We start from the raw sequence: 24,348 nt of genomic DNA on the forward strand, positions 1-24,348 counted from the left end.
TCATGCCCGGCCACATAGACCTGCCCGTTGCGGTCGCTCGCCATCAGGGTGGAGCGGCGCGGCGCCTCATAGGTGGCGGACGGTTTTGCCTCCAGCCCGGCGCTCGCGTCATAGACGGCAAATTCCGGCTGCATTACTTCATAGCGGTCGGTTTTCTTACGCACAGGATTGCGCACCGTGTAGATCTGGCTGCCGTCCTTGGACACCGCCAGCGATGCCAGCGAGCGGCGGGTCACATCACCCTCGGACTGGGCGGCGTGAAAGACCCTCTCGCAGGTCCCGATATCGACGCCGACCACATCCTGCCAATGGTTCAGCAGCACATAGGCGATACGGTTGTCCGGCGACATGGCAATGACGCCGGGCGTCACATTCGCCCCCAGGTCGCAGTCGGCCTTGACCGAGCGGTCCTCGGCATCAAAGACATAGAGGTTGGAGGGCCGGGCCACCGTCACCAGAAGGTCGCCAGCGGCCAGCGGCAGGGCTGAAGCGCAAAACGCGGCAGCAGCAAAAAGCGCGGATTTCATGATGCAGGTCTCCTCAGGTTTCGGCGTCGGTGGGATAGGTGGCGCCGAGCGCCCGCCAGTCCTTGGCGGCATTGGGCGCGCCCTCGTCCCAGTTCGGGTGGTTGACCATGATGTCGGGCACCTGCGCGGGCCACCAGCAGGGGTCGGAGCAGCCGTAAAGGTCCGCCTCCATCGGCTGGCACAGGGCGGCAAGCCCGCCAAAGGGATCGACCTCCCAGCCCGGGTCGAATGTGGTGGCGCATCCGGCGGTCACGGTCTGCATCGCGCGGACCTCGTCCATCTGGCCTTCGGCCGCGGCCTGCTGAACGCGTTCGGCTTTCTGATTGAGCGGTTTCATTTTCCAAACGCCCTCCTCGGCGCAACATGGTGGTGAAAGAACTGCGGCGCCTGGGCGATCAGCCGGGCATAGGCGGCCACGCCAAAGTCGATCCAGTCGCGCATCAGGTCGCAGTAGTGATAGGTCGGCATCATCGGGTCGCTGAAATGGGCATAGCTCTCGTGGTAGCAGCCGCCCGCGCACAGGTTGCGGATCCGGCAGGTGGCGCAGCCCTTCTCGGTGCGGTCCGACCGCGCTTTGATGAACCCCGACAGCTCCTTGCGCTTGATGCCCTCATCGACGGTGCCGAACTGGTCCATTTCCGAGCCGGTGAACCGGTGGCACAGGTTCAGCGCGCCGTCGTGATTGACCGCCAGCATCCCCACCCCGGCCCCGCAGGGCAGCGCCTTGGAGCGCCCCTCGTAAAGGTCGCTCATCATCTGATGCATGTTGGAAAAGCCGATGTTGCGGCCCTCCAGCGCCGCCTCGAAATAGAGCCTGCCAAGGGATTTCATCCCCTCGAACACCTCCAGCAGCTCGGCACCGTTGAGGTTGAAGGCATCCATGTCTCCCGAAGTAACCGGCGAGAAGCCCACCTCGGCAAAGCCGATATCGTTGATCAGATGGTCCCAGATCTCGACAATATTGGTGACCCCCGCCGTCAGGGTGACACGGGCGCCCACCGGCTTGGACTTATACCGCGACAGCAGCAGCCGCGCCTTGGCGGCCACGGTGTCATAGGTGCCCTTGCCGCCCACGGTCTTGCGGTTCAGGTCATGCTGCGCCTTGGGCCCGTCGATGGAGACCGTCAGGCCAAAGCGATGGTCGTCCAGCCAGCCGATCAGCGGCTCGGTCAGCAGCGTCGCGTTGGTGGTGAGGCTGAAGTTCACCGCCTTGCCAAGGGCGGCGAAATGCGGCTCGGCCCAGTCCACCACCTGCCGGATCAAGGGCAGGTTCGACAGCGGCTCGCCGCCGAAGAACACGATGTTGTAGCTGTCCCGGTCCGGGTTCTCCGCCAGCAGCATCTCCGCCGACTTCCGCGCGGTGTCAAAGGCCATCTTCTGCCCCTTGGACGGCACTGCCAGATCCTCCTTGTAGCAATAGGAGCAGGCCAGGTTGCAGCCGGTGTTGACGTTCAGAACGATGGTAGTCAGCGGAAAGGTCTCGATCTCGATCGGCGGCCGTTCCGGCTGCAGCGGGCGGCCGTCATTGACGATATCCAGCCGCACCAGCCCGTCGAGCCGCGCCGCCGCGTCCTTGGCCGCAAACCGCGCTTCGAACTCGTCCATGGAGAACGCCTGCTCCTGCGCCGCATAGTCGAGAATATCCCGGTCCACCCTGTCCATCTCGAAGATCGAGGTGGTGGGCACATGGAACAGAACCTCCCGCCCCTCGACCTCAACCCGGTGCGCATTGGCCGGCTGATAGTGAAAGTCTTTCATGATCTCTCCCCCTTTCTCAGCGGATCGGCGGGTCAATGAAGCGCTGCACGGTGACGATCAGCATCGCCTCCGCCTGCTGGCCCATCGCCTCGGCCTGCACCGTCAGCTCACCCGCGTTGTTAGCGCTAAATGGGCGCTCGGGATTTGGGCCGGCAATGGCGGGCATAAAGATACCGTTGGCCTGCATTTCCCCTGCAAATTCAGTGTCTTTCATGTGCGCTGCGTGCTCATGCGCGTTGGCCACGGTCCATTGCGCCTCAACCCGTCCGATGCGCACATCATCCTCGGTCCCGGCCTCGCCGTCCGGCCCGTTCCACATGCCCACCGCGTTGAAATAGGCAGGCACCGCCGCCGGGCCTTCCTCACTGCCGCCGCCGACGCGGGCGATGGTGAACTCCGGCTCCACCTTCAGGCTGTCGAGCGAGGTGTAATGGGCGATCTGCCCCTCTGCCCCGCCCGCGCTGAAGGTGACAACACCATTGCCCTCAGCCGCCAGCGACAGCGCCGCACCATAGGTGTTCGCAGCCGCCTCACCGGCAGAGCTGTCCAGGCCGTCCAGCCCGGTGCCAACCACCTGCACCTGCCCCTCCCCTGCCGGGACGGCAGAGGGAACGGTGCCCAGGATGACGCTGCCAGCCCCGTCCCGCACACCGCTCAACGGCGCGCCCAGGGCGTCGTTGCTGCGGTCGAACTGGCGGCCCTGCAGGCTGTTGCCATCCTCCGACAGCGCCAGCACCTGGCGGTAGGCGGTGCTGCCAATGTCCAGATTGGCGCGCCATTCATAGCCCGTGTACAGGTTCATCTGCCCCGACGCCGGATGCGCGGTGCCATCCGCCGTCACGAACGCGCCGCTGACCTGATAGGGCGAGGCATCGCCCGTCACCGTCAGCTTGCCATAGGCCTCGCCGATGCCGGGCAGGTCGGTCATCACCACCCAATCGCCCGCCACCGGCTGTTTCTCCGCCGCCTGCCAGTCCGTCCAGGCAGCCGTTTCCAGCGGGTTCTGCTCCGCCAGATAGCCTGCAATCTCGGTCCGGGCGATCTTGTACCACTCCCGGTCGCGGCCAAGCGCCTGGTATTCGATGGTCGGGAAATGGCCGACATGGAAATCCATGTGCAGCTCCCATTCCTCTGCCGTGCGGTTCTGCAGCAGCGCCCGCGCGCCGGTATGGCAGCGCGCGCACATCGAGGCGAAGGGCTCGTCAAAGCTCTCCTGCGCGTTCGGGTCCTTCTCCAGCGCATAGCGGAACGGCGCAGCCTCGGACGGCGCCAAACCTTGGGTATCCGCCAGGTGCTGAACGATGGCGCGGCGGTCCCCGGCGCTGATGTCCAGACCATGCGCCTGCTGCATCCGGACGATGGTCATCATCCAGCCCTCGGGGCTTTTGCGCTGGCCGCTGATCCGGCTCAGACCGCCCTCCTCCGCCGTGTGGCAGCTTGAGCAGGTGTTTTTCAGCAGGTCCTCGCTGGCCAGTGCCGGCACCGCGCCCGCCGCGGATATCAGAAGTGCAGCCGTCAGGCCGCGGGGTCGTAGTTGCATGGATCAGTCTCCCTGTTTGCAGTATCCCAGGGGATCTGCGCCCCCTCGGTAAACCCTTGTGACAAAAGCCATTGGTGGATCGCCCGCGCCACCTGCGGCGGGGCCTCTGGCAGAATTGCGCTGTGAAAGCGGGCCGCGTCCGGCAGGGGCTGGCCGTTCAGGCGGCGCAGCAGCGGCACGATCTCCTGCCCGGCGGTAAAAGCCGCGCCGCCCGGGGCATCGCGGGTGATCAGCACCTCGCGCCGCACCAGATACCCGTCCTGCACCACCACCCGCATCGCGGTGTGCGGGCGAATGTCCGTGTCATGCGCCGGGGCCTCATCCGGCCAGGCAGCGCGCTGCTGCCAGAAGGGCGTTTCAAACCCCGCCTCGCGGTAGAAGTCCCGGCCCACCCGGGCCTGGCGCCAAAACGTCTCAGCCACCCGGTTACGGTAGAAATCGCGCGCCAAGTCCGCCTCTCCGGCCAGCAGCGCCCGCGCGATGGGCACCGCCATCAGCGCCGAGGACACCGCCCAGAACATCCCGTGCCCCGACAGGGGGTCCAGCGCCACCGCCGCATCACCCAGCCGCGGGCAGCGCGGGTCCAGATCCAGTGCCGCCAGCCGCGGCGCAATTGCATGAACAACGGAGCGGCGGGGCAGCGGGGTCTCTCCCGCCACAGCGCTCCACAGCGCTGCCACAGCCGTTTTGCCACCTGACTGCCCCAGCGAGGACGCAGCGCCCACCGCCTGCAGCCACAGCCGGTCCCGGTCCACCGGCACCGACCAGATCCAGCCATCGGGCCGGGCCTCGATCCGCGGCGTTTCCATGTCTCCCGCCTGCGGCGGCACAAACCCGGCAACGGAAATCGTGTCCGGCCCTACCAGCTCAGCGCGGTGCAATTTCGAACTCTGGCGCGGCGCGCGGCGGCCTCGGGCCTCGAACAGCAGCCGGGCGGAAAGGCACCGGCCACCGACCAGCCGGATTTCACCGGCCTCGGGCCGCACGCTGGCCACTGCCGCAAAAACAAGGCTGACACCCTCGCTCCGCGCCGCCTCCAGCAGCCCGGTATCAAAGGCACGGCGGTCGGCCAGATGCTCGCTGTTCTGCCCGCCCTGGAACGCGCCCCAGCTGACATGGCGCTGTGCCGCAGGGCCGATCCCGGCCAGCGGCAGCCCATGCCGCGCCAGGATCGCGGCGACGCGGGCGGACATCCCCTCATACCGGGGGCCACGCGGCGGCAGGGTGGCCAGCGCCACGCTGAACCCGGCCCGCGCCAGCAGAACCGCCGCCACCGACCCGGCCGGGCCGCCGCCTGCAATCGCAATATCAAAGGTGCCTGTTTGAGGTGCCATTTGCCTAGGCTGCCCTGCCGGGCGGTGCCGTGTGGCGGACACATCCGGACAACAACCCGACATTTCCGGACAGAATCGGCCGCTTGAGCGCTGCATACGGCAATTTTTCTGGAATAGCGGATTTTTGCGGTATTCTGGCGCAATCCTGAGGAACTGCGCGATGCCACACACCTATCAGCCCCGGATTTCCGCCTCCACTTTGAACGACCCGCTGCGGGCCGTTGAGTTCATGAATGGCGATGCCGCCACGATTTCCCGCAACGCCGGGATCAGCCCGCAGGACCTGGAGGGCGAGATCGGCCTGAAGAAGTTTGTGGACTTCTGCGAGCACGCCTCCGACCAGCTCGGCCTCCCTGATTTCGGCTGGCGGGTCGGATCGGTCTTTAATCTGCAAAACCTTGGAACGCTTGGGGAATACATCATGCAGGCGCCGACGCTCGGGGCCGCCCTGGCGCTGTTCCGCAATGCCTTTCCGATGGTGCAAAGCGACTCGGAACTGAGATTGACGATCGATGGGGACAAGGCTCGGCTGACCTACCGGATCCTCGACACCCGCATCTGGCCGCGGCAACAGGACGCGGAGCTGACACTGTCGGTGTTCCACAGCCTGATCCGCTCTGCGACCGGCCCGGACTGGCGACCCGAGCTGCTGTCCCTGGAGCACGAATCAAGCGCGCTGCACAGCCGCAGCGCCGCCGGGCCGCGCTGCCCGGTGCAGTATGCGGCGCCCTCGAACACGCTGGTGTTTTCCGCGGGCCTGCTGGAACTGCCTCTGGCGGGCGGCGAAAACCCGGCGTTCAAGACCGCCTCGCAGTCGATTGTCCGCACCGCCCGTCAGAGCGAACGCGATGCACCAGTCACCGTGCGGGTGCGCCGCGAGCTGTTGATGCGGATCGGCCGCGAAGGATTTGAGCAGACGGCCATCGCAGCCGCCCTGGGCATGTCGCGCCGCACCTTGCGGCGGCGGCTGGAGGATGAGGGGCAGAAGTTTTCCCGCCTGCTTGCAGGCTGCCGGATGGAGATCGCCAAGCGCATGCTGCTGGCCCCGGGCGCGCAGCTGCACGATATCTCGGAGCGGCTGGGCTATTCCGAAGTCTCCGCTTTCGAGCGCGCCTTCCGCCAGCACGAGGGCGCGACCCCCAGCCAGTTCCGCAAGCAGTCCTGTTCAGACAGCTCCGGGGCTACGGTCCGGAAACCGGTCTCAGCCGCCAACTGACCGGCTGCGCCGTTGAGAGGGTCGCGCTCCCCCCGGCCCGAGCCCGCACGGAGAGGTTTCGCAGCGAAACCTGCCGGTGCGGTCACAACCCTTAGAAGGAATTTCATGCGTTCCAAGAGTGCAGGTTGTTGGGCGAGCGGCATTGGGTTTCGCTGCGAAACCAGGGGCAAGCGCCCTGCCCGCTCAGCCGTTTTCCAGCAGATGGCGCACGTTGTCCATCACCGCGTCGACCAGTTCCGCGGTCACTTCGCTGCCGGAAAAGCGGATGGCATAACCGCTGGGGCCGAGCTCACGCTCGATGGTGATGCCCCGGGCCACCCGGGTTTTGCGCGCGCGTTCGATCTTTTGCGCGGCCTTCGGGCGGCCGCCGCGGCTGGGATCCTGCGGCGCGCCTTCAGCTTGTTCGATCAGCGGCAGCATGGCATCCCATTCCTCCGCGGCTGAGCGCCCGCCGGCCTGTTCCAGCGCGGTGCGGAGAGGTTCCGCCAGCCCGGCCCGCAAGGCGCCCGCAAGCCGCAGGCACTGGCGTTCGTTGAGGCCGGTAGCGTAGGCCAGCATATCGCCCAGCTCCTCGTGGATCAGGGCGAATGAGCGGATCTTGGAGCGCTTGGCCTTGGAGGCAGTCTGGAACAGCACCGCCACCGCCTCGTCAACGGTGGGGAACACGCCGTCATGCACCGCGGAGGCAGCAGCGCGGCCCCGCTCGTACTGGCTGAGGCCGGAGCGAACCTCGTTTTCCTCGATCATCGCCACCAGCGCATCGGCGATGCTGCCGGGGGCGCGGATGAAGGCGGGGATGGTCTGGAACCGGTCTCCACCGCTGAGCGCATTGAGGCGGCGGATCGCGGTCAGGCGGCGGTAGCCGGATACCAGCGCGTATTTCCCCGCGTCCTCGTGGTTCTGCGGCTCGAACACCTCAATGGGCAGGCGCAGGCCGTTGACGGAGATCGAGCTCATCAGTTCCTGCATCTCGTCTTCGTCCATGACGATGCGGTCGCGGTTCAGCGCCTCGGCGGTGATGTCGGTGATCGGCAGCTCCACCGCCACCAGCCCCTTTTCTTCCGCCGCGCGAAGCCGCTCGGCATCGGCGCGGTCGCGGGCCGCGGCCTCACGGCCTGCCTGGGGCAGGGGGTCGGCATGGCGGGCGGCGTCGGCCACCACATCGGCAATCGGCGGCCGCAGCCCGGGGCTGCGGGCCAGGTCGCGGTCGATGCCGGCTTCGATTTCTTTCAGCGCCTCGGGCGAGGGGGTCTCAAGCTGTCTGCGGCGTGCCATCTGCTCTGTCCTCTTCGTTGCTCTGTTCTGCCTGCTCCATCTGCTGATCGCGCCACCAGCTGCCGATCAGAAGCTCCTTGAATTCCGCATAGGTGCGGTCGAACACCTCGCGGCCGCGGGTGTAGGTCTCGCGGTTGAAGTTTCGGTAATCCGCCTCGTAGATGCCGGATACGCTTTCGCCGGCCTGGCCGACCAGGGCGGTGTAATCCTGGCGGTAGGCGTTCATCATGTCGCCGAAATAGGCCTGAATCACATTGGCCAGATCGGTCTGCTGGCTGGCGTCAAAACGGGTGATTAGGGCGCGCACCACGTCCCATTCGAACTTCATCTCCGGCAGCCCGGCGCGGCGGCGGGCGGCGTTCTCGCCATCCTCGATGGAGGCGAAGGTGGAATAGAGCATGTCGAAGAAACGCCCCGTCGAGTTGAACTCCAGGAACGACGCGCCCAGGGGCACCATCAGAATGTCGGCGGCGGCCAGCGCGTTGATGGTGAGGTAGCCAAGGGCAGGGGGGGTATCCAGCAGGATGATGTCGTAGCCGTCCAGCGCGCCGCCCTGGTCCAGCGCGTTGGTCAGCGCGTCCCACAGCGCCCAGTTGCGCAGGCCCATGCGCCAGACCGGGATCTGGAACTCGGCCCAGTAGAGGTTCAGCTGGGCGCCGATCAGGTCGATGTTAGGCCAGTGGGTTTTCTGGACCACGTTTCGCAGCGAAACCTCCCGCGCCTCGGTCAGAGTCTCATCCAGCGGGATCGGGTCTGAGCCAGCGGCGGCGCGGACCTTGTTCTCGGCCTCCACCGCCTCGGCATAATCGCGGGCGAGCAGGGGGAAGACGGTCTGCCATTCGTCGGCCACCTGGCCGCCCAGGATCGAGGTCATCGAGCCCTGGCTGTCGAGGTCCACCACCAGCACCTTGTAGCCGTCGAGCGCGGCGGACATCGCCAGATGCGCGGCGGTCGAGGTCTTGCCGACGCCGCCCTTGAAGTTGGCGACCGCGACCACCTTGGCGGGCAGGCCTTCGGGGCGGTAGGGGCGGTATTCCTTGGTGGAGATGCCTTCCTCCGCGAAATGGTCGCGCAGTTTCAGCACCTCCTCCAGCGTGAACCATTTGGAGCCGCTGGCGCCCTCGCCCTGGGGCAGGTCGGGGTTCTTGTTCAGGACCCGGCGCAGGTGCGCGGGGGCGACGGGGATCAGGTAGCGGGTGATCTCCCAGGTGGAGAATTTACGCAGCCGCTTGCGGCCGTCCGGCGCGTAGCCGCGCTTGGCCAGATCATCGCGCCCCCGGCCTGCAAACGCCGCGGCCTTGGCGAATCTGGCGGTGTCGACCAGCTCGCCCAGCTTGGCCGCTGCCGCCTCCGGATCCAGGTTGAAATAGGGGGGCAGGGGAGTGTCCGGTTTCTTTGCCATGTCTCGTGTGCCTCGGTAAAATCGCCTGTTTGGCGTGTTATCACCGTTTTTGTCGCACATCTGTGGGAGAGAGTGAATCATTATCTGGCAGCGCATCTGTTTTCCGCTGCCGTCCGTAATCCGCGGAATAAATGTCTCTTTTCCCCAAGAAATACTATGGCACAAACAGGTTGAAATGTTGTGAATTTTTGATTCAGTTTAGAGTCTTTAGGTCTGGTAATCCTTTTGATTTCATAGGCTTGAGCTTGTTTGGGAACCCGCATCCGGGAGCAAAGGAACCGGTTTGCAGGATCATGGGTACCTGTCTGCGGGAGCAAGGGTCCCGATTCGCGGGAGGACGGGTACCCGTGCCCCTGAGACCCGAAATCGGGCGGTTTGAGCGCCCGGAACGGCCGGAAACCGGGGGATTTGGGCGCTATCCGGGGCCTGCGGGGGCCGGTCCGCTTTAAAGGTACCCGTTTCCGGGATGGCCTTCTCCCGTAAACGGGTCCCCAAGCCGGGATTGAGCGCGGGTTCCTTTTGCGCCATAGTCTGTCCAGAGCAGAATCCCCGCAAGAGCGTCAAGCCGCCAGGGGCAAGAGGGCAGGGCGATGGATCCAGACGATATCCCGCACAGCAAGCTGACCGGGCCGTTGCGCCGGGGGTCGGTCAAGAAGAATGTCGCCGCGATCCATGTCTCGGGCAAGCTGACGCTGCTGCAGCGCAAGCTGTCCAATGTGCTGTTGCTTAACGCCTATGACGCGCTGATCTCCAAGCCCAAGCACCAGATCGATGCGCAGACGCTGTGCATGATGGTGGGCTATAACTCCAACGATATGGAAACCCTGAAGCAGTCGCTGCGCAGCCTGGCGGAGACGGTGGCGGAATGGGACATGCTGGATGAGAACGGCAAGCAGGAGTGGGGGGTGAGCTCGCTGCTGTCCTATGCCAAGCTGCAGGGCGGGGTGTGCGAATACGCCTATAGCCCGGCGCTGGCGGAGAAGCTGCATGATCCCAAGGTTTTTGCCCTGATCAATCTGAACATCCAGCGGCGGTTCACCAGCGGCCATGCGCTGGCGCTGTATGAGAATTGCTACCGGTTTGTGCGGACGGGCTCGACCGGGTGGTGGGACATTGCGCTGTTCCGCCGCCTGATGGGGGTGGACGGCAGCGCCTATTACGAGAGCTTCAAGCACCTGAATGCCAAGATCATCAAGCCGGCAGTTGCGGAGGTGAACAAGACGTCGAACATTCTACTGACGCCGGAGTTCAAGAAGATGGGGCGGCAGGTGGCCGAGGTGCGGTTTCTGATCAAGGAGAACCCGCAGCTGGCGATGCTGGATATCGACGATGGCGCCGGGGTGCGGCAGGGGGCGGTTTACGGCCAGCTGATGGAGCTGGGGGTGAGCGACCGGCTGGCGCGGCAGTGGATTGCCGAGCATGGCGAGGACTATGTCGCCGAGAAGGTCGGCTATCTGAAGGGGCGCAAGGGGGTGGACAGCCCGGTGCGTTACCTGAGCGCGGCGCTGAGGGACGATTATAAGGACGCGCCTGCCGAGGCGGTGAAAGAGGTTTCCCCGGAGGTGCTGGCGGCAGCTGAGGCGCGCAAGGCGGCGGAGGCTGAAGCGGCGCGTAAGGCTGCGGTAGAGGATGCGGCCAAGGCGCGGGAACGCACGCTGAGGGCGCAGCGGCTGGAGCGGATCCGCGATCTGGCGGCGGGGCGCTCGCCGACCCAGCGGGATGCCGACAAGCGGCTGTTCCTGAGCCGTCTGGAGGATGAGATCGACCGCGAGGAATTCCGCAACCGCGGCTGGGCCGCAGCCTTGCTGGCCAGCCAGATGGCGGAGTTCTGGGAGGAGCTGATACCCGGCGCGTTCGAGGAACTGGCCGGATAGGGCAGGGGACCCGGATCAGAGCGAGGCGGCGGCGCGGCTGGCCTGGTCGTAGTGCCCGGACAGCGCCCGCAGGCTGCGGGCCAGCTCGCGCAGGTCCTTGCCCGGCAGGTCAGCGGCAGAGAGACCGTCGAGCAGGCATTGGCGGCGCACGTCGCGGTAGGCCGAGCACAGCTCCGCGCCCTCGGCGGAGGTGCGGTAGAACACTTCCTTGCCGCGCTTTTCCGAGGCCAGCAGCCCGGCCTTGAGCAGCTTGCGCAGCCCGTAGTTCACCGTGTGGCTGTCCTCGATGTTGAGCAGGAAGCAGATGTCGGACAGGCGCTTGTCCTTGCCGCGGTGGTTGACGTTGTGGAGGATCAGGATTTCCAGCGGGTTCAGATCCGGCTGGCCGGCCGCCGCCATGCAGCGGGTCATCCAGCGGGAAAAGGCGTTGGAGGCGATGATCAGGCCGAATTCCAGCTCCGACAGCTCCCAGCCTTCGCCCTCTGCCAGGTGGCGGGAGGAGACGATTCGGCGGGAATCGGGTTTCTTTTCGGCCATGTTTTGCCCCTTCTTTGTTGATAAAACCCCGGCGTTTTATCTGCATGTGGTCATAAAAGGGCAAAGTATCAAGGAGATCAAGCAGGCTGTCAGAGCGTTGGCGGCTGCCGGGCGGGGCAGGGGTGGAGGTTGCATCTTGGCAAAACGTTGACAAATTATCAGCGTTATGGATACATTATTGCAATGTTTCGCATTGGGAGGTAAAAATGCAATTTTCGCGTATGCTGGGCGGCGCGGCCGTTCTGATCGCCGGGCTGTCGGTGCCGGCCCTTGCTGCAACCTGGGACATGCCGACGCCCTATCCGGACGCCACGTTCCACACCAAGAACATCGCAGAGTTTGCCAGCGACGTTGCCGAGGCGACCGAGGGCGGGCTGGAGATCAAGGTCCATTCGGCCGGATCGCTGTTCAAGCACCCCGAAATCAGCAAGGCCGTGCGCAGCGGCCAGGTGCCTGCGGGCGAGTTCTTCCTGTCGCTGCTGGCCAATGACAACCCGGCGTTTGGCGCCGACTCGCTGCCGTTCCTGGCGACCAGCTATGAAGAGGCCGAACGGCTGTGGGCGGCGCAAAAGGACGTGATCGACGGACTGCTGGACGAGCAGGGGCTGATGGCGCTGTACGCCGTGCCGTGGCCGCCGCAGGGGCTGTACACCACCAAGGAAATCAACAGTGTCGAGGATCTGGCGGGGCTGAAGTTCCGCACCTACAACGCGACGCTGGAGCAGTTCGCCAACCTGGCGGGCGCCGCGCCGACGCAGGTTGAGGTGCCGGACATTCCGCAGGCCTTCAGCACCGGCCGGGTCGAGGCGATGATCACCTCGCCCTCCACCGGCGTGAACTCCAAGGCGTGGGATTTCCTGACCCATTACACCGACATCCAGGCCTGGATCCCGAAGAACATCGTGGTGGTGAACAAGCGCGCGTTCCGCCGTCTGGACGAAGCCACCCAGACCGCCATTCTGGAAGCTGCGGCTGAGGCCGAGGCGCGCGGCTGGGAGATGAGCCGGGCCGAGACCAGCAGCCAGATCGAGGTGCTGAAGGAAAACGGCATCACCGTGTCCGAGCCGTCGGAAGAGCTGATGGAAGGCCTGCGCGCGATTGGCGCAGAGATGCTGGAAAACTGGAAAGGCGAGGCCGGGGAGGCCGGCGCCACCCTGCTGAACGCCTACCAGCAGTAACATGACCTTGACCGGACGCCGCGGGCGGCGTCCGGTCTCCTGGGGAGGAGGAGCAGCCATGCGGGTTGTGCTTGATTTCATCTACCGTGCGGCCGGCGGGCTGGCAGCACTGTTTATCGTGGCCATTGTGGCGCTGGTTTTTGCGCAGGTGTGCCTGAACCTCGCTGACAAGATCGCGGTGGCGCTGACCGGAAACGGCGTTGGCCTGACGATCCCGTCCTATGCGGATTTCACCGGCTTTTTCCTGGCGGCTTCGACTTTTCTGGCGCTGGCCTATGCGCTGCGCGCAGGCGGCCATATCCGGGTGACGCTGGTGACCAACCGCTTGCCGAAGGCTGCCCACCGGGCGGCGGAGCTGGGGGTGACCCTGCTGGCACTGGCGATGAGCGGCTATGCCACCTGGTACATGGGGCTGCTGCTGCTGGAATCGCTGGAGTTCGGCGACCGAAGCGCAGGCATGGTGTCGGTGCCGCTGTGGCTGCCGCAGGCGCCGGTGGCGCTTGGCCTTGCGATCCTCACCCTGGCGCTGGCGGACGAGCTGATCTCCATGCTGCGCGGCGCGCTGCCCTCCTGGGAGGGCAAGGGCGAAAATCTTCTGAGCGAATAGGGGATCATCATGTCGGTTGCCGCGCTTTCCATCATTCTTCTGGTCCTTCTTTTCCTGTTCCTGGGCGCCGGCCTGTGGGTGGCCTTTGCCCTCTTGGGCGTGGGCATCGCCGCGATGGCGCTGTTCACCGAGGCGCCGCTGGGGCTGGTGATGGCCACCACCATGTGGGGCCACAGCAACTCCTGGGCCTTGGCGGCGCTGCCGCTGTTCATCTGGATGGGCGAGATCCTGTTCCGCTCGCGCCTGTCGGAGGACATGTTCACCGGGCTGTCGCCCTGGATGAACCGGCTGCCCGGGCAGCTGCTGCATGTGAACGTCTTTGCCTGCGGGATCTTTGCTGCGGTGTCGGGGTCGTCCGCGGCCACCGCCGCCACCATCGGCAAGCTGTCGATCCCGGAGCTGGCGCGGCGCGGCTATCCTGAGAAGCTGGTGATCGGCACGCTGGCCGGGTCCGCCACGCTGGGGCTGCTGATCCCGCCGTCTATCATCCTGATCGTCTATGGTGTGGCGACCGAGCAATCCATCGCCCGGCTGTTTGTCGCAGGCGTGCTGCCCGGCGTGCTGCTGGTTGGTCTTTTCGTCGGCTATGTGGTGGTCTGGGCGCTGCTGAACCGCAGCAAGCTGCCCACTGAGGACATTGCGGCCACCTTCCGCGAGAAGCTGAAGCGCGCCCGCAGGCTGCTGCCGGTGGTGCTGCTGATCGGCGGGGTGATCGGCTCGATCTATGCGGGGATTGCCTCGCCCACCGATGCCGCCGCCGTTGGCGTGGTGCTGGCGCTGCTGCTGTCGTGGCAGTCCGGCTCGCTCACCCGGCAGAGCTTTACCGAGGGGCTGATGGGGGCGACCGTCACCTCCTGCATGATCGCCTTTATCCTGGCGGGGGCGTCGTTCCTGACCGTGGCGATGGGGTTCACCGGCATTCCGCGCATTCTGGCGGAGTGGATCGGATCGCTGAACCTGTCGACCTTCACCCTGCTGGCGGCGCTGACCATCTTCTTTGTGATCATGGGCTGCTTCCTCGACGGGATTTCGGTGGTGGTTCTGACCGCCTCGGTGATCATGCCGATGGTGCTGGAGGCGGGGATTGATCCCTTGTGGTTCGGCATCTTCCTGGTGATCGTGGTGGAGATGTCGCAGATTACGCCGCCGGTCGGCTTCAACCTGTTTGTGCTGCAATCGCTGACCGGGCGGGACATTCTGACCGTGGCCAAGGCGGCGCTGCCGTTCTTCTTCCTGATGGTCGTGGCGCTGGTGCTGATCGTGCTGTTCCCCTCCATCGTGACCTTCCTGCCGGAGCAGATGTGATGGCTGAGGTGAGCGCAGCAACACCCGGCCCAGAAATCCGCACGGTGGGGGTGGACGGGATGCTGGTGAGCTTTGGCAGCCGCCTGAGCGAGCCGGCCAACCGCGCCGCCCTGGCGTTCCGCGCGGCGCTGGCCGAGGAAAGCTGGGACGGGGTCGAGGAAGTCTCTACCTCGCTGGTTTCGGCCTATGTGCGGTTTGATTTGCGGCATCTGGACCATGCGTGCTTGCGGGCGCGGCTGGGGGCGCTGCTGGCGCAGCGCGACTGGTACGCGGCAGAGCTGCCCGGTCAGCGCCGCCTGTGGCGGATCCCGGCGGTGTTCGGCACCGAGCTGGCGCCGCAGCTGCCGCAGGCGGCAGAGGCCGCGGGCATGACGGAGGCGGAGGCGGTGGCCTCGCTGTCGGCGGCGCGGGTGCGGGTGCAGACCATCGGCTTTGCCCCCGGCCAGCCCTATCTGGGCGAGCTGCCGGAGGCCTGGGACATACCGCGCCAGACCCAGCTGACCACCCGCATCCCCGAAGGCGCGCTGGCGGTGGCGATCCGGCAGCTGGTTCTGTTCTCGGTGGCCACGCCGACCGGCTGGATGCACGCAGGCCAGACCGCGGTGCGGCTGTTCCGTCCGGATGCGGAGGAGCCGTTCCTGCTGCGCCCCGGCGATGAGGTGCAATTCACCCCGGTGACGCCGGAAGAGCTGCAGGGCTTGCGGCGCGATCCGCTGGGCGGCGCCAAGGCGGAGGATCTGTCATGACCGGCACGTTGACCGTACTGCGCGCAGGGCCAGGGGTGACGGTTCAGGACCTCGGCCGCCCGGGTTGGCTGGAATACGGGGTGTCGCGCGGCGGCGCTGCTGATCGGCTGGCGCTGGCCGAGGGCGCGGCGCTGTTGGGGCAGGGCGCGGATCTGGCGGCGGTCGAGATGGCCGGCATGGGCGGCGAGTTCCAGGCGGACAGCGATCTGCGCATCGCGCTGACCGGGGCGCCGATGCGGGCCAGCATCGACGGCGCCGCCGTGGCCTGGAACGCCAGCCACCTGCTGCCTGCGGGGGCGCGGCTGGTGATCGGCGCGGCACGCAGCGGCAGCTATGGCTATCTGCACGTGGGCGGCGGGTTTCAGACCCCGGAACATCTGGGCGCGCGCTCTGCGCATCTGGCGGCGGGCATCGGCGCGCCGCTGGCGGAAGGCGATGTGCTGGACACCGGCGCTGACAGCGGCCGCACCACCGGGTTGGGGCTGGCACCGGACGACCGGTTCGAGGGCGGCACCGTGCGGGTTGTGGCGAGCCTGCAGACGGCGCTGTTCCCGCAGGCTGAACTGGCGCGGTTCGAGCAGACCAGCTTCCGCCGCGGCGCCCGCGGCAACCGGATGGGCGTGCCGGTGGAGAGCGATGGCGAGGGCTTCCGCCCCGACGGTGCGCGCACGGTGGTGTCGGAGGTGATTACGCCCGGCGACATCCAGGTGACCGGCGACGGCACGCCCTATGTGCTGCTGGCGGAGAGCCAGACCACCGGCGGCTATCCCCGGATCGGCACCGTAGTGCCTTGCGACCTGCCGCTGCTGGCGCAGGCGGCGGCGGGGGCGGAGCTGCACTTCCGTTTCATTCCGCTGGAGGAGGCGGTAGAGCTGGAGCGGGCAGAGGCGGAGCGGCGCGAGGGCTTGCGCAGCCAGTGCTTTCCTTTGATCCGGGACCCGCGCAGCATGACGAACCTGCTGTCCTATCAGCTGATCAGCGGCGTGATTGCCGGTGAAGAAGATGTCTTGTGAGGAGATGACATGACCCGAACTGTCGATCTGAATGCCGATATGGGCGAAAGCTTTGGCGCCTGGTCGCTGGGCGATGATGCCGGGCTGCTGGATATCGTGACCTCGGCCAATATCGCCTGCGGCTATCATGCGGGCGATCCGGATGTGATGGCGGCGACGATGAAACACGCGGTGGCCAAGGGCACCGGCATCGGCGCGCATCCGGGTTTTCCCGACCTTCAGGGCTTTGGCCGCCGCCGGATGTCGGTGGCGCATGAGACGCTGGGCAATATGGTGCGCTACCAGTTGGGCGCGGCGCAGGCAATGGCGCGCGCGGCGGGCGGCGCGGTGCGGCATCTGAAACTGCACGGGGCGCTGGCCAATATGGCCTCGGAAGATATCGCGATGGCGCGGGCCTGCTACCAGGCGGCCCTGTCGGTGGACCCGGAAATCATCGTGATGGTGCTGGCGGGCACCGCGCAGCAGCAGGCGGCGCAGGAGCTGGGCTGCAAGACGGCCTGTGAGATCTTTGCTGACCGTGCCTATAACGACGATGCGACGCTGGTGGACCGCAGCCTGCCCGGCGCGGTGATCCATGATCCGGCAGAGGCCGGGCGGCGGATGGTGGAGATGGTGCGCGAAGGCGCCATCATCACCGCCAGCGGCAAGCGGATCCCGGCGCGGATCGACACCATCTGCCTGCATGGCGACACGCCCGCGGCGGTAGCGATTGCCGCCGATGTGCGCCGCGCGCTGCAGGAGAGCGGCGTCGAGCTGGCCCAGTTCAGCGGCGAAGTGCTGTAAAAGCGTGGGGCGGGGGCAGATCGCCCCCGCTTTTTTAAAGGCCTTAGCTGCGCGCCATAGCGGTAAAGGCGCCGCGGGCGGCTTGTTTGCCTGCGGTGAGGCCGTTCACCTTTTCGACGATGGCGGCGGCGTCGATGCCGTGGTGGCGGTAGAGATCGCCGATGGTGCCGGTCTGGCCGAAATGCTCCACCCCCATTGGGATGGTCTGATGGCCCGCCACTGATCCCAGCCAGGACAGGGTGGCGGGGTGGCCGTCGATCACGGTGATCAGCTTGCAGTGCGGCGGCAGGGCACCCATCAGGGTTTCGGCATGGGACTGCGCCGCGGTATTGCCGCGCGAGCGCGCCCGCTGGGCGGCGGTCCAGCCGGAGTTCAGCCGGTCGGCGGAGGTCACTGCCAGCACGCCGATGTCGCGGCGCGCCTCGGCAATCATGCCCGCGGCCTTGATCGCTTCGGGGGCCACCGCACCCTGGTAGGCAATCACCACCTCGCAGTTCGGCCCCGGCGGGCGCAGCCAGTAGGCACCGTCGATGGTGCCCTGGCGGAAGGCGTCGTCCGCCCGCTTTCCGGGTTGTTCCAGCGGGTTGGTGGTGAGGCGCAGATAGACCGAGCCGCCGGTTTCGTCGCGCAGCCAGGTGCGCTCGTCCGGGTCGCCCTCGCCATCGCGCTGCACATAGTCGAAGGCCCATTGCATGATCACCGCCAGCTCATCCGCGAAGGCGGGTTCAAAGGCGGCGAGGCCGTCCTGGGACATGCCGATCAGCGGGGTGCCGATGGACTGGTGCGCGCCGCCTTCGGGGGCCAGGGTGACGCCGGAGGGCGTGCCCGCGAGAATGAAGCGCGCGTCCTGGTAGCAAGCGTAGTTCAGCGCATCGAGGCCGCGGCTGACGAAGGGGTCATAGACCGTGCCAATGGGGATCAGCCGCTTGCCGAACAGCGAATGCGACAGGCCCGCCGCGCCCAAGAGCAGCATCAGGTTCATCTCGGCGATGCCCAGCTCGATATGCTGGCCCTCCGGCGTGAACTCCCATTTCGCGGTGGAGGGAATGCGGTGTTCGATGAAGGCGTCGGCCTGGGCGGTACGGGAGAACAGCTTGCGCCGGTTCACCCAAGGCCCGAGATTGGTGGTTCCGGTCACGTCCGGCGAGGTGGTGACGATGCGGTCGGCCAGCGCGCTGCTGCCCTTGGAGAGATCGTCGAGGATCTTGCCGAAGGCCATCTGGGTCGAAATCTCGCGTCCGGTAGGGGCGGCGATTTCCGGCACGTCCAGCCGCGTGTCGGCATAGCGGCGGGTGCCTTGGGCAAAGAACGGCACCTCCGACAGGAATTTGCGTAAGTCTTCCGGGTCCTGGACGGTGGCGAGGGGCTCCCACTCCTGGCCTTCGGCGACGCCCATGTGGGTCTGCCACTGGGCAAACTGGGTGGCGTTCATCAGGCCGCCGTGGTTGTCCTTGTGGCCCGCGATCGGGGTGCCCCAGCCCTTGACCGTATAGGCCAGGAAGCAGACCGGGAGGTCGTGGTCGATGGCATCGAAGGTCTCGGCCATCGTCTCGACGCAGTTGCCGCCGAGGTTTTCCATCAGCCCGGCCAGTTCCTCGTCGCTGCGGCGTTCGATCAGGGCGGTGACGTCGCCCTGGTCGCCGAGGTCGTCAAGCAGCCGCTGGCGCCAGACCGCGCCGCCCATGAAGGTGAGGGCGGAGTATTCCTGGTTCGGGCAGGCGTCGATCCAGCCGCGCAGCTTGTCGCCGCCGGGTTCGGCAAAGGCGGCGCGCTGCAGGACGCCGTATTTCACCCGCATCACGTCCCAGCCGAAGGCGTCGAAGATCTTCTCGATCCGCTCGAACAGGCCCTCGCGGACGATGCCGTCGAGCGACTGGCGGTTGTAGTCGATGATCCACCAGCAATTGCGCAGATCGTTTTTCCAGCCTTCCTGCAGGGCTTCGTAGATGTTGCCCTCGTCCAGTTCGGCGTCGCCGACCAGGGCCACCATGCGCCCCATCGGGGCGTCTGCGCCCCAGCTTTTGGCGGTGATGTAGTCCTGGATCAGCGAGGCGAAGGAGGTGATTGCCACGCCCAGCCCGACCGAGCCGGTGGAGAAGTCCACGTCGTCCACGTCCTTGGTGCGGCTGGGGTAGCTCTGCACGCCGCCGAAGCCGCGGAAGTTCTCCATCTTCTCGCGGGTCTGGTTGCCCATCAGGTATTGCAGGGCGTGAAAGACCGGGGCGGCATGGGGTTTCACTGCCACCCGGTCCTCGGGCCGCAGGGCGGAGAAATAGAGCGCCGTCATGATCGAGACCATCGAGGCGGAGGATGCCTGATGCCCGCCCACCTTGATGCCGTCCGCCTTGGGGCGGATGTGGTTGGCGTGGTGGACCATCCAGTGCGACAGCCACAGCAGCCGCTGTTCGATGGTCTTGAGATGGGCAGGATCGGGGCGCATGGCGGTCTCCTTGAGGGGCGGTTTACTCGGCGGCCTGAAGCGCTGCGGGGGGCAGGGCCTGTTCCAGGTCGGCGATGATGTCGTCGGCGTCTTCCAGCCCGACGGACAGGCGGATCAGGCCGTCGCTGATGCCGTGCTCGGCGCGCTCCTCGGGCGTGTAGGTGGAGTGGGTCATCGACGCCGGGTGCTGGATCAGGGTTTCGGCGTCGCCCAGCGAGACCGCGCGCTGGATCATCTGCAGGCGGTTCATCAGGGCGATGCCGCCGGCCAGGCCGCCCTCGGCCTCAAAGGCGATCATGGCGCCGGGCTGGTCCATCTGCCGTTCCGCGATACCGTGCTGGGCAAAGCTGTCGAGGCCGGGGAAATACACCGCGCCGACGGCGGGATGCGCCTCAAGATAGGCGGCGACGGTGCGGGCGGTGGCGCAGTGGCGGTCCATCCGCAGGTTCAGGGTCTTGATGCCGCGCAGGATCAGCATCGCGTTGAAGGGCGCCATCACCGCGCCGGTCATGTCTTTCATGCCAACGAGGCGAATTTCGGCGATCTGCTCGGCAGTGCCCACGACCAGGCCAGCCACTACGTCGCCGTGGCCGCCCAGGTATTTCGTGGCGGAGTGCAGCACGATGTCGGCGCCGTGTTCGATCGGGCGGGTCAGGTAGGGGGTGGCATAGGTGTTGTCGACCACCACGGTGGCGCCGGCCGCATGGGCGATCTCGGCGGTGGCGGCAATGTCGACCAGACGCATGTTGGGGTTGGCCGGAGTCTCGAAATAGACCACGCGGGTCTTCTCGGAGACCGCTGCGCGCAGGTTTTCCGGGTCGGTCATGTCGACGTGGGTGATGGTGACGCCCCATTTCGCCAGCCCGTGGCGCATGAAGGCGAAGGTGCAGCCGTAAAGGGTCTTGTCAACAATCACCTCGTCGCCCGGCGAGAGCAGCGTCCATAGAACCGCGGTGATCGCGCCCATGCCGCTGGAGAGGGCGAGGCCCGCCTCGGCGCCTTCCAGCACCGCGATGCGCTGTTCCAGCAGGTCGCAGGTGGGGTTGGAGATGCGGCTGTAGATATGGCCCTGACGCTCGCCCGCGAACATCTCGCCGCCGGCTTCGGCGGTCTCGAAGGTGAAGGTCGATGTCAGGTGCAGCGGCGGGGTCAGCGCTCCGTCGTGGTCCTGCGGGTCATAGGCGTGGTGAATGGCGCGGGTGGCAAATCCTGCGGAACGTTTCATGTCGGGCTCCTGATCTCTGTTATTGTCATATTGCGCCTGTCCGGAGGGTGATGGATTGCCAATTATGCCAGTATGACGATAGCTTTTGGCAGAATCTGCCAAGCGGGGACCTTATGGATAGCAAAGACAGACAGATCATCCGCGCCTTGCAGCGGGACGGGCGGATGACCAACCAGGATCTGGCCGAGGCGGTGAACCTGTCGCCCTCGCCCTGCCTGCGCCGGGTGCGGAACCTGGAGGCGAGCGGGGTGATCCGCGGCTACAGCGCCGATGTGGACGCCGCCGCCTATGGCATGGCGATCACCGTCTTTGTGCGGATCCGGCTGGAGCGGCACAATGAAACCGACGTGCAGAGCTTTGAAGGCAAGGTGCGGCGGATGGATGAGGTGCTGGAGTGCCATGTGCTGACCGGGGCGATGGATTACCAGTTGCGGGTGCTGGTGCCGGACCTGGAGGCTTATGAGAGTTTCATCCGCAACCGCATTCACCCGATTGGCGGCATTGCCTCGATCGACACCAGTTTCGTTTACGGCACGGTCAAGAAGACGGCAGTGTTCCCGCCGGCTTCCTGACCGGTTGGCAGAGGGGGGCGTCAGAAGCCCTCCAGCACGATCTTGCCGCGGGCCTTGCCGCTTTCCAGCAGCGCGTGGGCGCGGGTGACATTGGCGGCCGAAATGGTGCCAAAGGCTTCGGTTGCGGTGGTCTTGATGCGGCCTGCATCGACCAGTTCTGAGACCTCGTCGAGGATGGCGCCCTGGCGGGCGATGTCGGCGGTGGTGAACAGCGAGCGGGTGAACATCAGCTCCCAGTGGATCGACACGGATTTGCCCTTGAACGGCATGATGTCAAAGCTTTCGGGGTCGTCGATCAGCCCGAAGCGGCCCTGCGGAGCGATCAGCTCTGCGATCTGCGGCACGTAGCTGCCGGAGTGCTGGGTCGCAAAGACAAAGGCAGGGGCGCCGATGCCAAGGGCAGCGATCTGGTCCGGCAGCGGTTTGGTGTGGTCGATCACGTGATCTGCGCCAAGCTCCCGCACCCAGTCCTGCGTTTCGGGACGCGAGGCGGTGGCGATGATGGTGGCATCCGTCAGCTGTTTCAGCAGCTGAATGGCGATGGAGCCGACACCGCCGGCACCGCCGATGATCAGAACCGCATTGGCCGCGCCGGGCACGGGGCGGGCCACCTCCAGCCGGTCGAAGAGCATCTCATACGCGGTCAGCGTGGTGAGCGGCAGCGCCGCGGCGGCGGCATTGGCGGCGGAGGCTGGGGCGCGGCCCGCGATACGTTCATCCACCAGGTGGTATTCGGCATTGGTGCCGGGGCGGTCGATGGCACCGGCGTACCAGACGCGGTCGCCGGGTTTGAACCGGGTGGCGGCCCCGCCGGTTGCGACGACCTCGCCCACCGCGTCCCAGCCGAGGATGGCGGGGCTGTCGCCCTCGGGCGCGCGGTTCTGGCGGATCTTGTAGTCCACCGGGTTGACCGAGACCGCCTGAACCCGGACCAGAAGGTCGTGGCCTGCGGGTTCGGGCTTGTCCGTCTCGAAATCAATCAGCGCGCCGGGGCGGTCGATGGGGCCGGTGCTGGTGTAGCCTACAGCTTTCATCATTTTGGTCCTTCCTTGCGTGGTCTCAGCCGATCAGGGTCATTTCGTGCAGGGTGAATTCGGCCACTGCGCCCTCGGTGGCGGCCATATAGGCCGCCAGGTGCGGGGCCTGCATGTGGGTCTGCCACAGCTCGCGGCTCTCCCAGGTTTCATAGAACATGAAGTGGGCGGGGTTTTCGTTGTCCTGGTGCAGATCGTAGGTGATGCAGCCCTCTTCGGCGCGGGTGATGGCGATCAGCTTTTCCAGCTCGGCCTTCACCAGATCGGTCTTGCCGGGGTTTGCGGTGATGTTGGCGACAATGGTCAGGTTGGGCATTGGCTTGGTCCTTTGGGTGTGTCGATTTGCTGAGGGGAAGATACGCGCTGGCGATTTCCGGATAAACGGGCCAAGGTCGGAATGATAATCCGGAGAATCCGCATAATGCTGATCGACAACATCCGCCTGTTTCTGAAGATTGCCGAGAAGGGCAGCCTGGTGGCCGCCGGGCGTGAGCTGGGGCTGTCGGCCACCACCGTTTCAGAGCGGCTGGCGGCGCTGGAGGCGCATTACGGTGTGGTCCTGTTCAACCGCACCACCCGCTCCATCAGCCTGACGGAGGCGGGTCGGACGCTGGTGGAGGGCGCCCGGGTGGTGCTGGGCGAGGTCGACGATCTGGATGCCCGTATCCGCCACGGGGCGCAAACGCTGTCGGGGCCGGTGCGGGTCAGCGCGCCGGTGGATCTGGGCCGCAGCATCGTGTCGGATGTGGTGGCCGACTTTGCTGCCGCGCATCCGGCGATTTCGGTCGAGCTGTCGCTGTCCGACGGGTATGTCGATATCGTCGGCGAGGGGTTCGATATTGCGCTGCGGTTTGGCGCGGTGACCGACAGCACCCTGCGCATCCGCAGCCTGGGAGAGTTTCAGCGGATTGTCTGCGCCGCGCCCGCATACATCGCGGCGCATGGCGCGCCGGCGAAGCCGGGCGATCTGGCGGGGCACAACTGCCTGGTGATGCGGTTCGGGCGGACCCTGGACAATGTCTGGCGCTTTGGCAGCGGCAAGGCGCAGCAGGCGGTGACGGTGCGCGGCAACAAGACCGTGAATGACGGCTGGCTGGTGCGGCAATGGGCGCTGGCGGGGCAGGGGATCATCCTGAAATCGGAGCTGGATGTGGCGGGCGACCTGAAGGCCGGGCGGCTGGTGGCGCTGCTGGAAGACTATCTGCCGCCGCCCAATCCGCTGCAGATGATGTTCCCGCCGGGGCGCGCGCAGCCGCGGCGCGTCCGGGCTCTGGCGGAGGCGATTAGCGCGGCGCTGGCGGTCAGGACTTAGCGCGGGCGCTGGCCCCGATCCGGTTTCAAATGCCAAATGACCCGGTCTGTGCTATTATCCGGCCCCGGGGGCATGCGGGCCGGACTGTCCGGCATCGTGCCCAGGAGCGGCTCGCCTCACCACCCCCAGGGAGAGTCAGAATGCCAAGATTTATCGTGACCGGTTGCTATACGTCCTCTGCCATGAAGGCGATGGTCGAAAGTCCCAGTGACCGCGAGGCTGCGTCCCGCGCTCTTGTCGAAGCGGCTGGCGGCACCCAGGAGAGCTTTTTCCTGACCACGGGGGAAAGCGATTTTGCCATCCAGGTGAACATTGACGATGTGTCTGCATTGCTGGCGGGGCTGATCGCGGCCGGTGCCAGCGGCGCGGTCAGCAATCTCAAGACCGTGCGCGCCTTCACCTCGGGTGAATTCACCGAAATGCAGAAAAAAGCCGGCAGCATTGCAAGCGCATACAAGGCGCCCGGCCAGTAAGCGAAACCTGAGCCGGGTTTTGTAATCTGACAGATCCATTGCGCGGAAGCCGCCTGCGATCAGTGCGCGGAGGCTAGAGGGGCGCGCTTCCGGGGGGCCTTCCCCGAAATTTCCGCTTGAGGGGCGGCGGGCTGGCGCGCGCTGCCCCTCAAGTGCGGATGTCTGCGGTGCGGGTCAGATAGGTTCCAGTTCGGCCT

22 protein-coding genes and 1 pseudogene are annotated in these 24,348 nt (G+C 66.2%); 11 read left to right on the plus strand and 12 right to left on the minus strand.

Annotated elements, in window-relative coordinates:
• From ACXAED_RS24505 to qhpG, 5 genes and pseudogenes are all read right to left on the minus strand, one after another.
• Positions 1-527 (minus strand): annotated as a pseudogene (locus ACXAED_RS24505) (quinohemoprotein amine dehydrogenase subunit beta); the annotation flags it as partial.
• 13 nt (positions 528-540) lie between these two features.
• Positions 541-864 (minus strand): quinohemoprotein amine dehydrogenase subunit gamma, encoded by a 324-nt coding sequence (qhpC, locus tag ACXAED_RS24510; RefSeq protein ID WP_019297900.1) that lies wholly within the window; start codon positions 862-864, stop codon positions 541-543.
• The gene (gene peaB / locus ACXAED_RS24515) at positions 861-2,285 is read right to left on the minus strand and encodes a quinohemoprotein amine dehydrogenase maturation protein (RefSeq protein ID WP_475054367.1); all 1,425 of its coding nucleotides are present in this window, start codon (positions 2,283-2,285) and stop codon (positions 861-863) included. The genes qhpC and peaB overlap by 4 nt, the downstream gene beginning before the upstream one ends.
• A gap of 16 nt (positions 2,286-2,301) precedes the next feature.
• Positions 2,302-3,825, minus strand: a complete 1,524-nt coding sequence (gene peaA / locus ACXAED_RS24520) for a quinohemoprotein amine dehydrogenase subunit alpha (RefSeq protein WP_475054368.1) — start codon at positions 3,823-3,825, stop codon at positions 2,302-2,304.
• Positions 3,801-5,159 carry a flavin-dependent monooxygenase QhpG gene (gene qhpG / locus ACXAED_RS24525; RefSeq protein ID WP_475054370.1) on the minus strand — a complete coding sequence of 453 codons (1,359 nt, stop codon included), beginning with the start codon at positions 5,157-5,159 and terminating at the stop codon, positions 3,801-3,803. Before qhpG ends, peaA begins: the two co-directional genes overlap by 25 nt.
• Positions 5,160-5,319: 160 nt before the next feature.
• Between qhpG and qhpR the strand changes: the two genes are divergently transcribed.
• Positions 5,320-6,375 carry an AraC-like transcriptional regulator QhpR gene (qhpR, locus tag ACXAED_RS24530; RefSeq protein WP_475054371.1) on the plus strand — a complete coding sequence of 352 codons (1,056 nt, stop codon included), beginning with the start codon at positions 5,320-5,322 and terminating at the stop codon, positions 6,373-6,375.
• Between the two features lie 183 nt (positions 6,376-6,558).
• Here qhpR and ACXAED_RS24535 read toward each other — a convergent pair whose 3' ends face one another.
• Both ACXAED_RS24535 and ACXAED_RS24540 read right to left on the minus strand, forming a co-directional pair.
• Positions 6,559-7,650 carry a ParB/RepB/Spo0J family partition protein gene (locus ACXAED_RS24535; protein WP_475054374.1) on the minus strand — a complete coding sequence of 364 codons (1,092 nt, stop codon included), beginning with the start codon at positions 7,648-7,650 and terminating at the stop codon, positions 6,559-6,561.
• Positions 7,628-9,052, minus strand: coding sequence for an AAA family ATPase (locus ACXAED_RS24540; RefSeq protein ID WP_475054375.1), 1,425 nt, complete (start codon positions 9,050-9,052; stop codon positions 7,628-7,630). The genes ACXAED_RS24535 and ACXAED_RS24540 overlap by 23 nt, the downstream gene beginning before the upstream one ends.
• A gap of 590 nt (positions 9,053-9,642) precedes the next feature.
• On the opposite strand from ACXAED_RS24540, the gene ACXAED_RS24545 reads away from it, so the two are divergent.
• Positions 9,643-10,926, plus strand: coding sequence for a replication initiation protein (locus ACXAED_RS24545; RefSeq protein WP_475054376.1), 1,284 nt, complete (start codon positions 9,643-9,645; stop codon positions 10,924-10,926).
• Between the two features lie 15 nt (positions 10,927-10,941).
• Here ACXAED_RS24545 and ACXAED_RS24550 read toward each other — a convergent pair whose 3' ends face one another.
• The gene (locus tag ACXAED_RS24550; RefSeq protein WP_027234624.1) at positions 10,942-11,463 is read right to left on the minus strand and encodes a winged helix DNA-binding protein; all 522 of its coding nucleotides are present in this window, start codon (positions 11,461-11,463) and stop codon (positions 10,942-10,944) included.
• Positions 11,464-11,669: 206 nt separating this feature from the next.
• Here ACXAED_RS24550 and ACXAED_RS24555 point away from each other — a divergent pair, with 206 nt between their 5' ends.
• From ACXAED_RS24555 to ACXAED_RS24580, 6 genes are read left to right on the plus strand one after another with little or no spacing between them, the layout of a single operon-like run.
• Positions 11,670-12,641 carry a TRAP transporter substrate-binding protein gene (locus tag ACXAED_RS24555; RefSeq protein WP_475054378.1) on the plus strand — a complete coding sequence of 324 codons (972 nt, stop codon included), beginning with the start codon at positions 11,670-11,672 and terminating at the stop codon, positions 12,639-12,641.
• A gap of 58 nt (positions 12,642-12,699) precedes the next feature.
• Entirely contained in the window at positions 12,700-13,248 is a 549-nt protein-coding gene (locus ACXAED_RS24560) for a TRAP transporter small permease (protein WP_475054380.1), read from the plus strand.
• Between the two features lie 9 nt (positions 13,249-13,257).
• A complete protein-coding gene (locus ACXAED_RS24565; protein ID WP_475054382.1) occupies positions 13,258-14,553 on the plus strand; it encodes a TRAP transporter large permease in 1,296 nt (431 codons plus the stop codon).
• Positions 14,553-15,299, plus strand: coding sequence for a 5-oxoprolinase subunit B family protein (locus ACXAED_RS24570; RefSeq protein WP_475054384.1), 747 nt, complete (start codon positions 14,553-14,555; stop codon positions 15,297-15,299). Before ACXAED_RS24565 ends, ACXAED_RS24570 begins: the two co-directional genes overlap by 1 nt.
• Positions 15,296-16,312, plus strand: a complete 1,017-nt coding sequence (locus ACXAED_RS24575; protein WP_475054386.1) for a 5-oxoprolinase subunit C family protein — start codon at positions 15,296-15,298, stop codon at positions 16,310-16,312. Before ACXAED_RS24570 ends, ACXAED_RS24575 begins: the two co-directional genes overlap by 4 nt.
• Before the next feature lie 9 nt (positions 16,313-16,321).
• Entirely contained in the window at positions 16,322-17,095 is a 774-nt protein-coding gene (locus ACXAED_RS24580) for a LamB/YcsF family protein (RefSeq protein WP_475054387.1), read from the plus strand.
• A 43-nt stretch (positions 17,096-17,138) separates the two neighbouring features.
• On the opposite strand, the gene ACXAED_RS24585 is transcribed toward ACXAED_RS24580, so the two are convergent.
• Together ACXAED_RS24585 and ACXAED_RS24590 are read right to left on the minus strand one after the other, a co-directional pair.
• Positions 17,139-19,535, minus strand: coding sequence for a 1-deoxy-D-xylulose-5-phosphate synthase N-terminal domain-containing protein (locus tag ACXAED_RS24585; protein ID WP_475054389.1), 2,397 nt, complete (start codon positions 19,533-19,535; stop codon positions 17,139-17,141).
• A gap of 22 nt (positions 19,536-19,557) precedes the next feature.
• Positions 19,558-20,760 (minus strand): methionine gamma-lyase, encoded by a 1,203-nt coding sequence (locus ACXAED_RS24590; RefSeq protein ID WP_475054390.1) that lies wholly within the window; start codon positions 20,758-20,760, stop codon positions 19,558-19,560.
• Between the two features lie 113 nt (positions 20,761-20,873).
• Between ACXAED_RS24590 and ACXAED_RS24595 the strand changes: the two genes are divergently transcribed.
• Complete coding sequence (locus ACXAED_RS24595) at positions 20,874-21,332, plus strand: Lrp/AsnC family transcriptional regulator (RefSeq protein ID WP_475054392.1); 459 nt, start codon at positions 20,874-20,876, stop codon at positions 21,330-21,332.
• A gap of 20 nt (positions 21,333-21,352) precedes the next feature.
• Here the strand turns inward: ACXAED_RS24595 and ACXAED_RS24600 are convergent, their stop codons facing one another.
• Together ACXAED_RS24600 and ACXAED_RS24605 are read right to left on the minus strand one after the other, a co-directional pair.
• Positions 21,353-22,369, minus strand: coding sequence for a zinc-binding alcohol dehydrogenase family protein (locus ACXAED_RS24600; RefSeq protein WP_475054394.1), 1,017 nt, complete (start codon positions 22,367-22,369; stop codon positions 21,353-21,355).
• 22 nt (positions 22,370-22,391) lie between these two features.
• On the minus strand, positions 22,392-22,682 hold the full coding sequence (locus ACXAED_RS24605) for a putative quinol monooxygenase (protein WP_475054397.1): 291 nt from the start codon (positions 22,680-22,682) through the stop codon (positions 22,392-22,394).
• A gap of 105 nt (positions 22,683-22,787) precedes the next feature.
• Here ACXAED_RS24605 and ACXAED_RS24610 point away from each other — a divergent pair, with 105 nt between their 5' ends.
• Both ACXAED_RS24610 and ACXAED_RS24615 read left to right on the plus strand, forming a co-directional pair.
• Complete coding sequence (locus tag ACXAED_RS24610; protein ID WP_475054398.1) at positions 22,788-23,678, plus strand: LysR family transcriptional regulator; 891 nt, start codon at positions 22,788-22,790, stop codon at positions 23,676-23,678.
• A 140-nt stretch (positions 23,679-23,818) separates the two neighbouring features.
• Positions 23,819-24,151: a GYD domain-containing protein gene (locus tag ACXAED_RS24615; RefSeq protein ID WP_475054400.1), complete on the plus strand. Its 333-nt coding sequence runs from the start codon at positions 23,819-23,821 to the stop codon at positions 24,149-24,151.
• Positions 24,152-24,348 lie beyond the last annotated feature (197 nt).

Source organism: Leisingera sp. ABM4_103 (genome assembly GCF_056158685.1).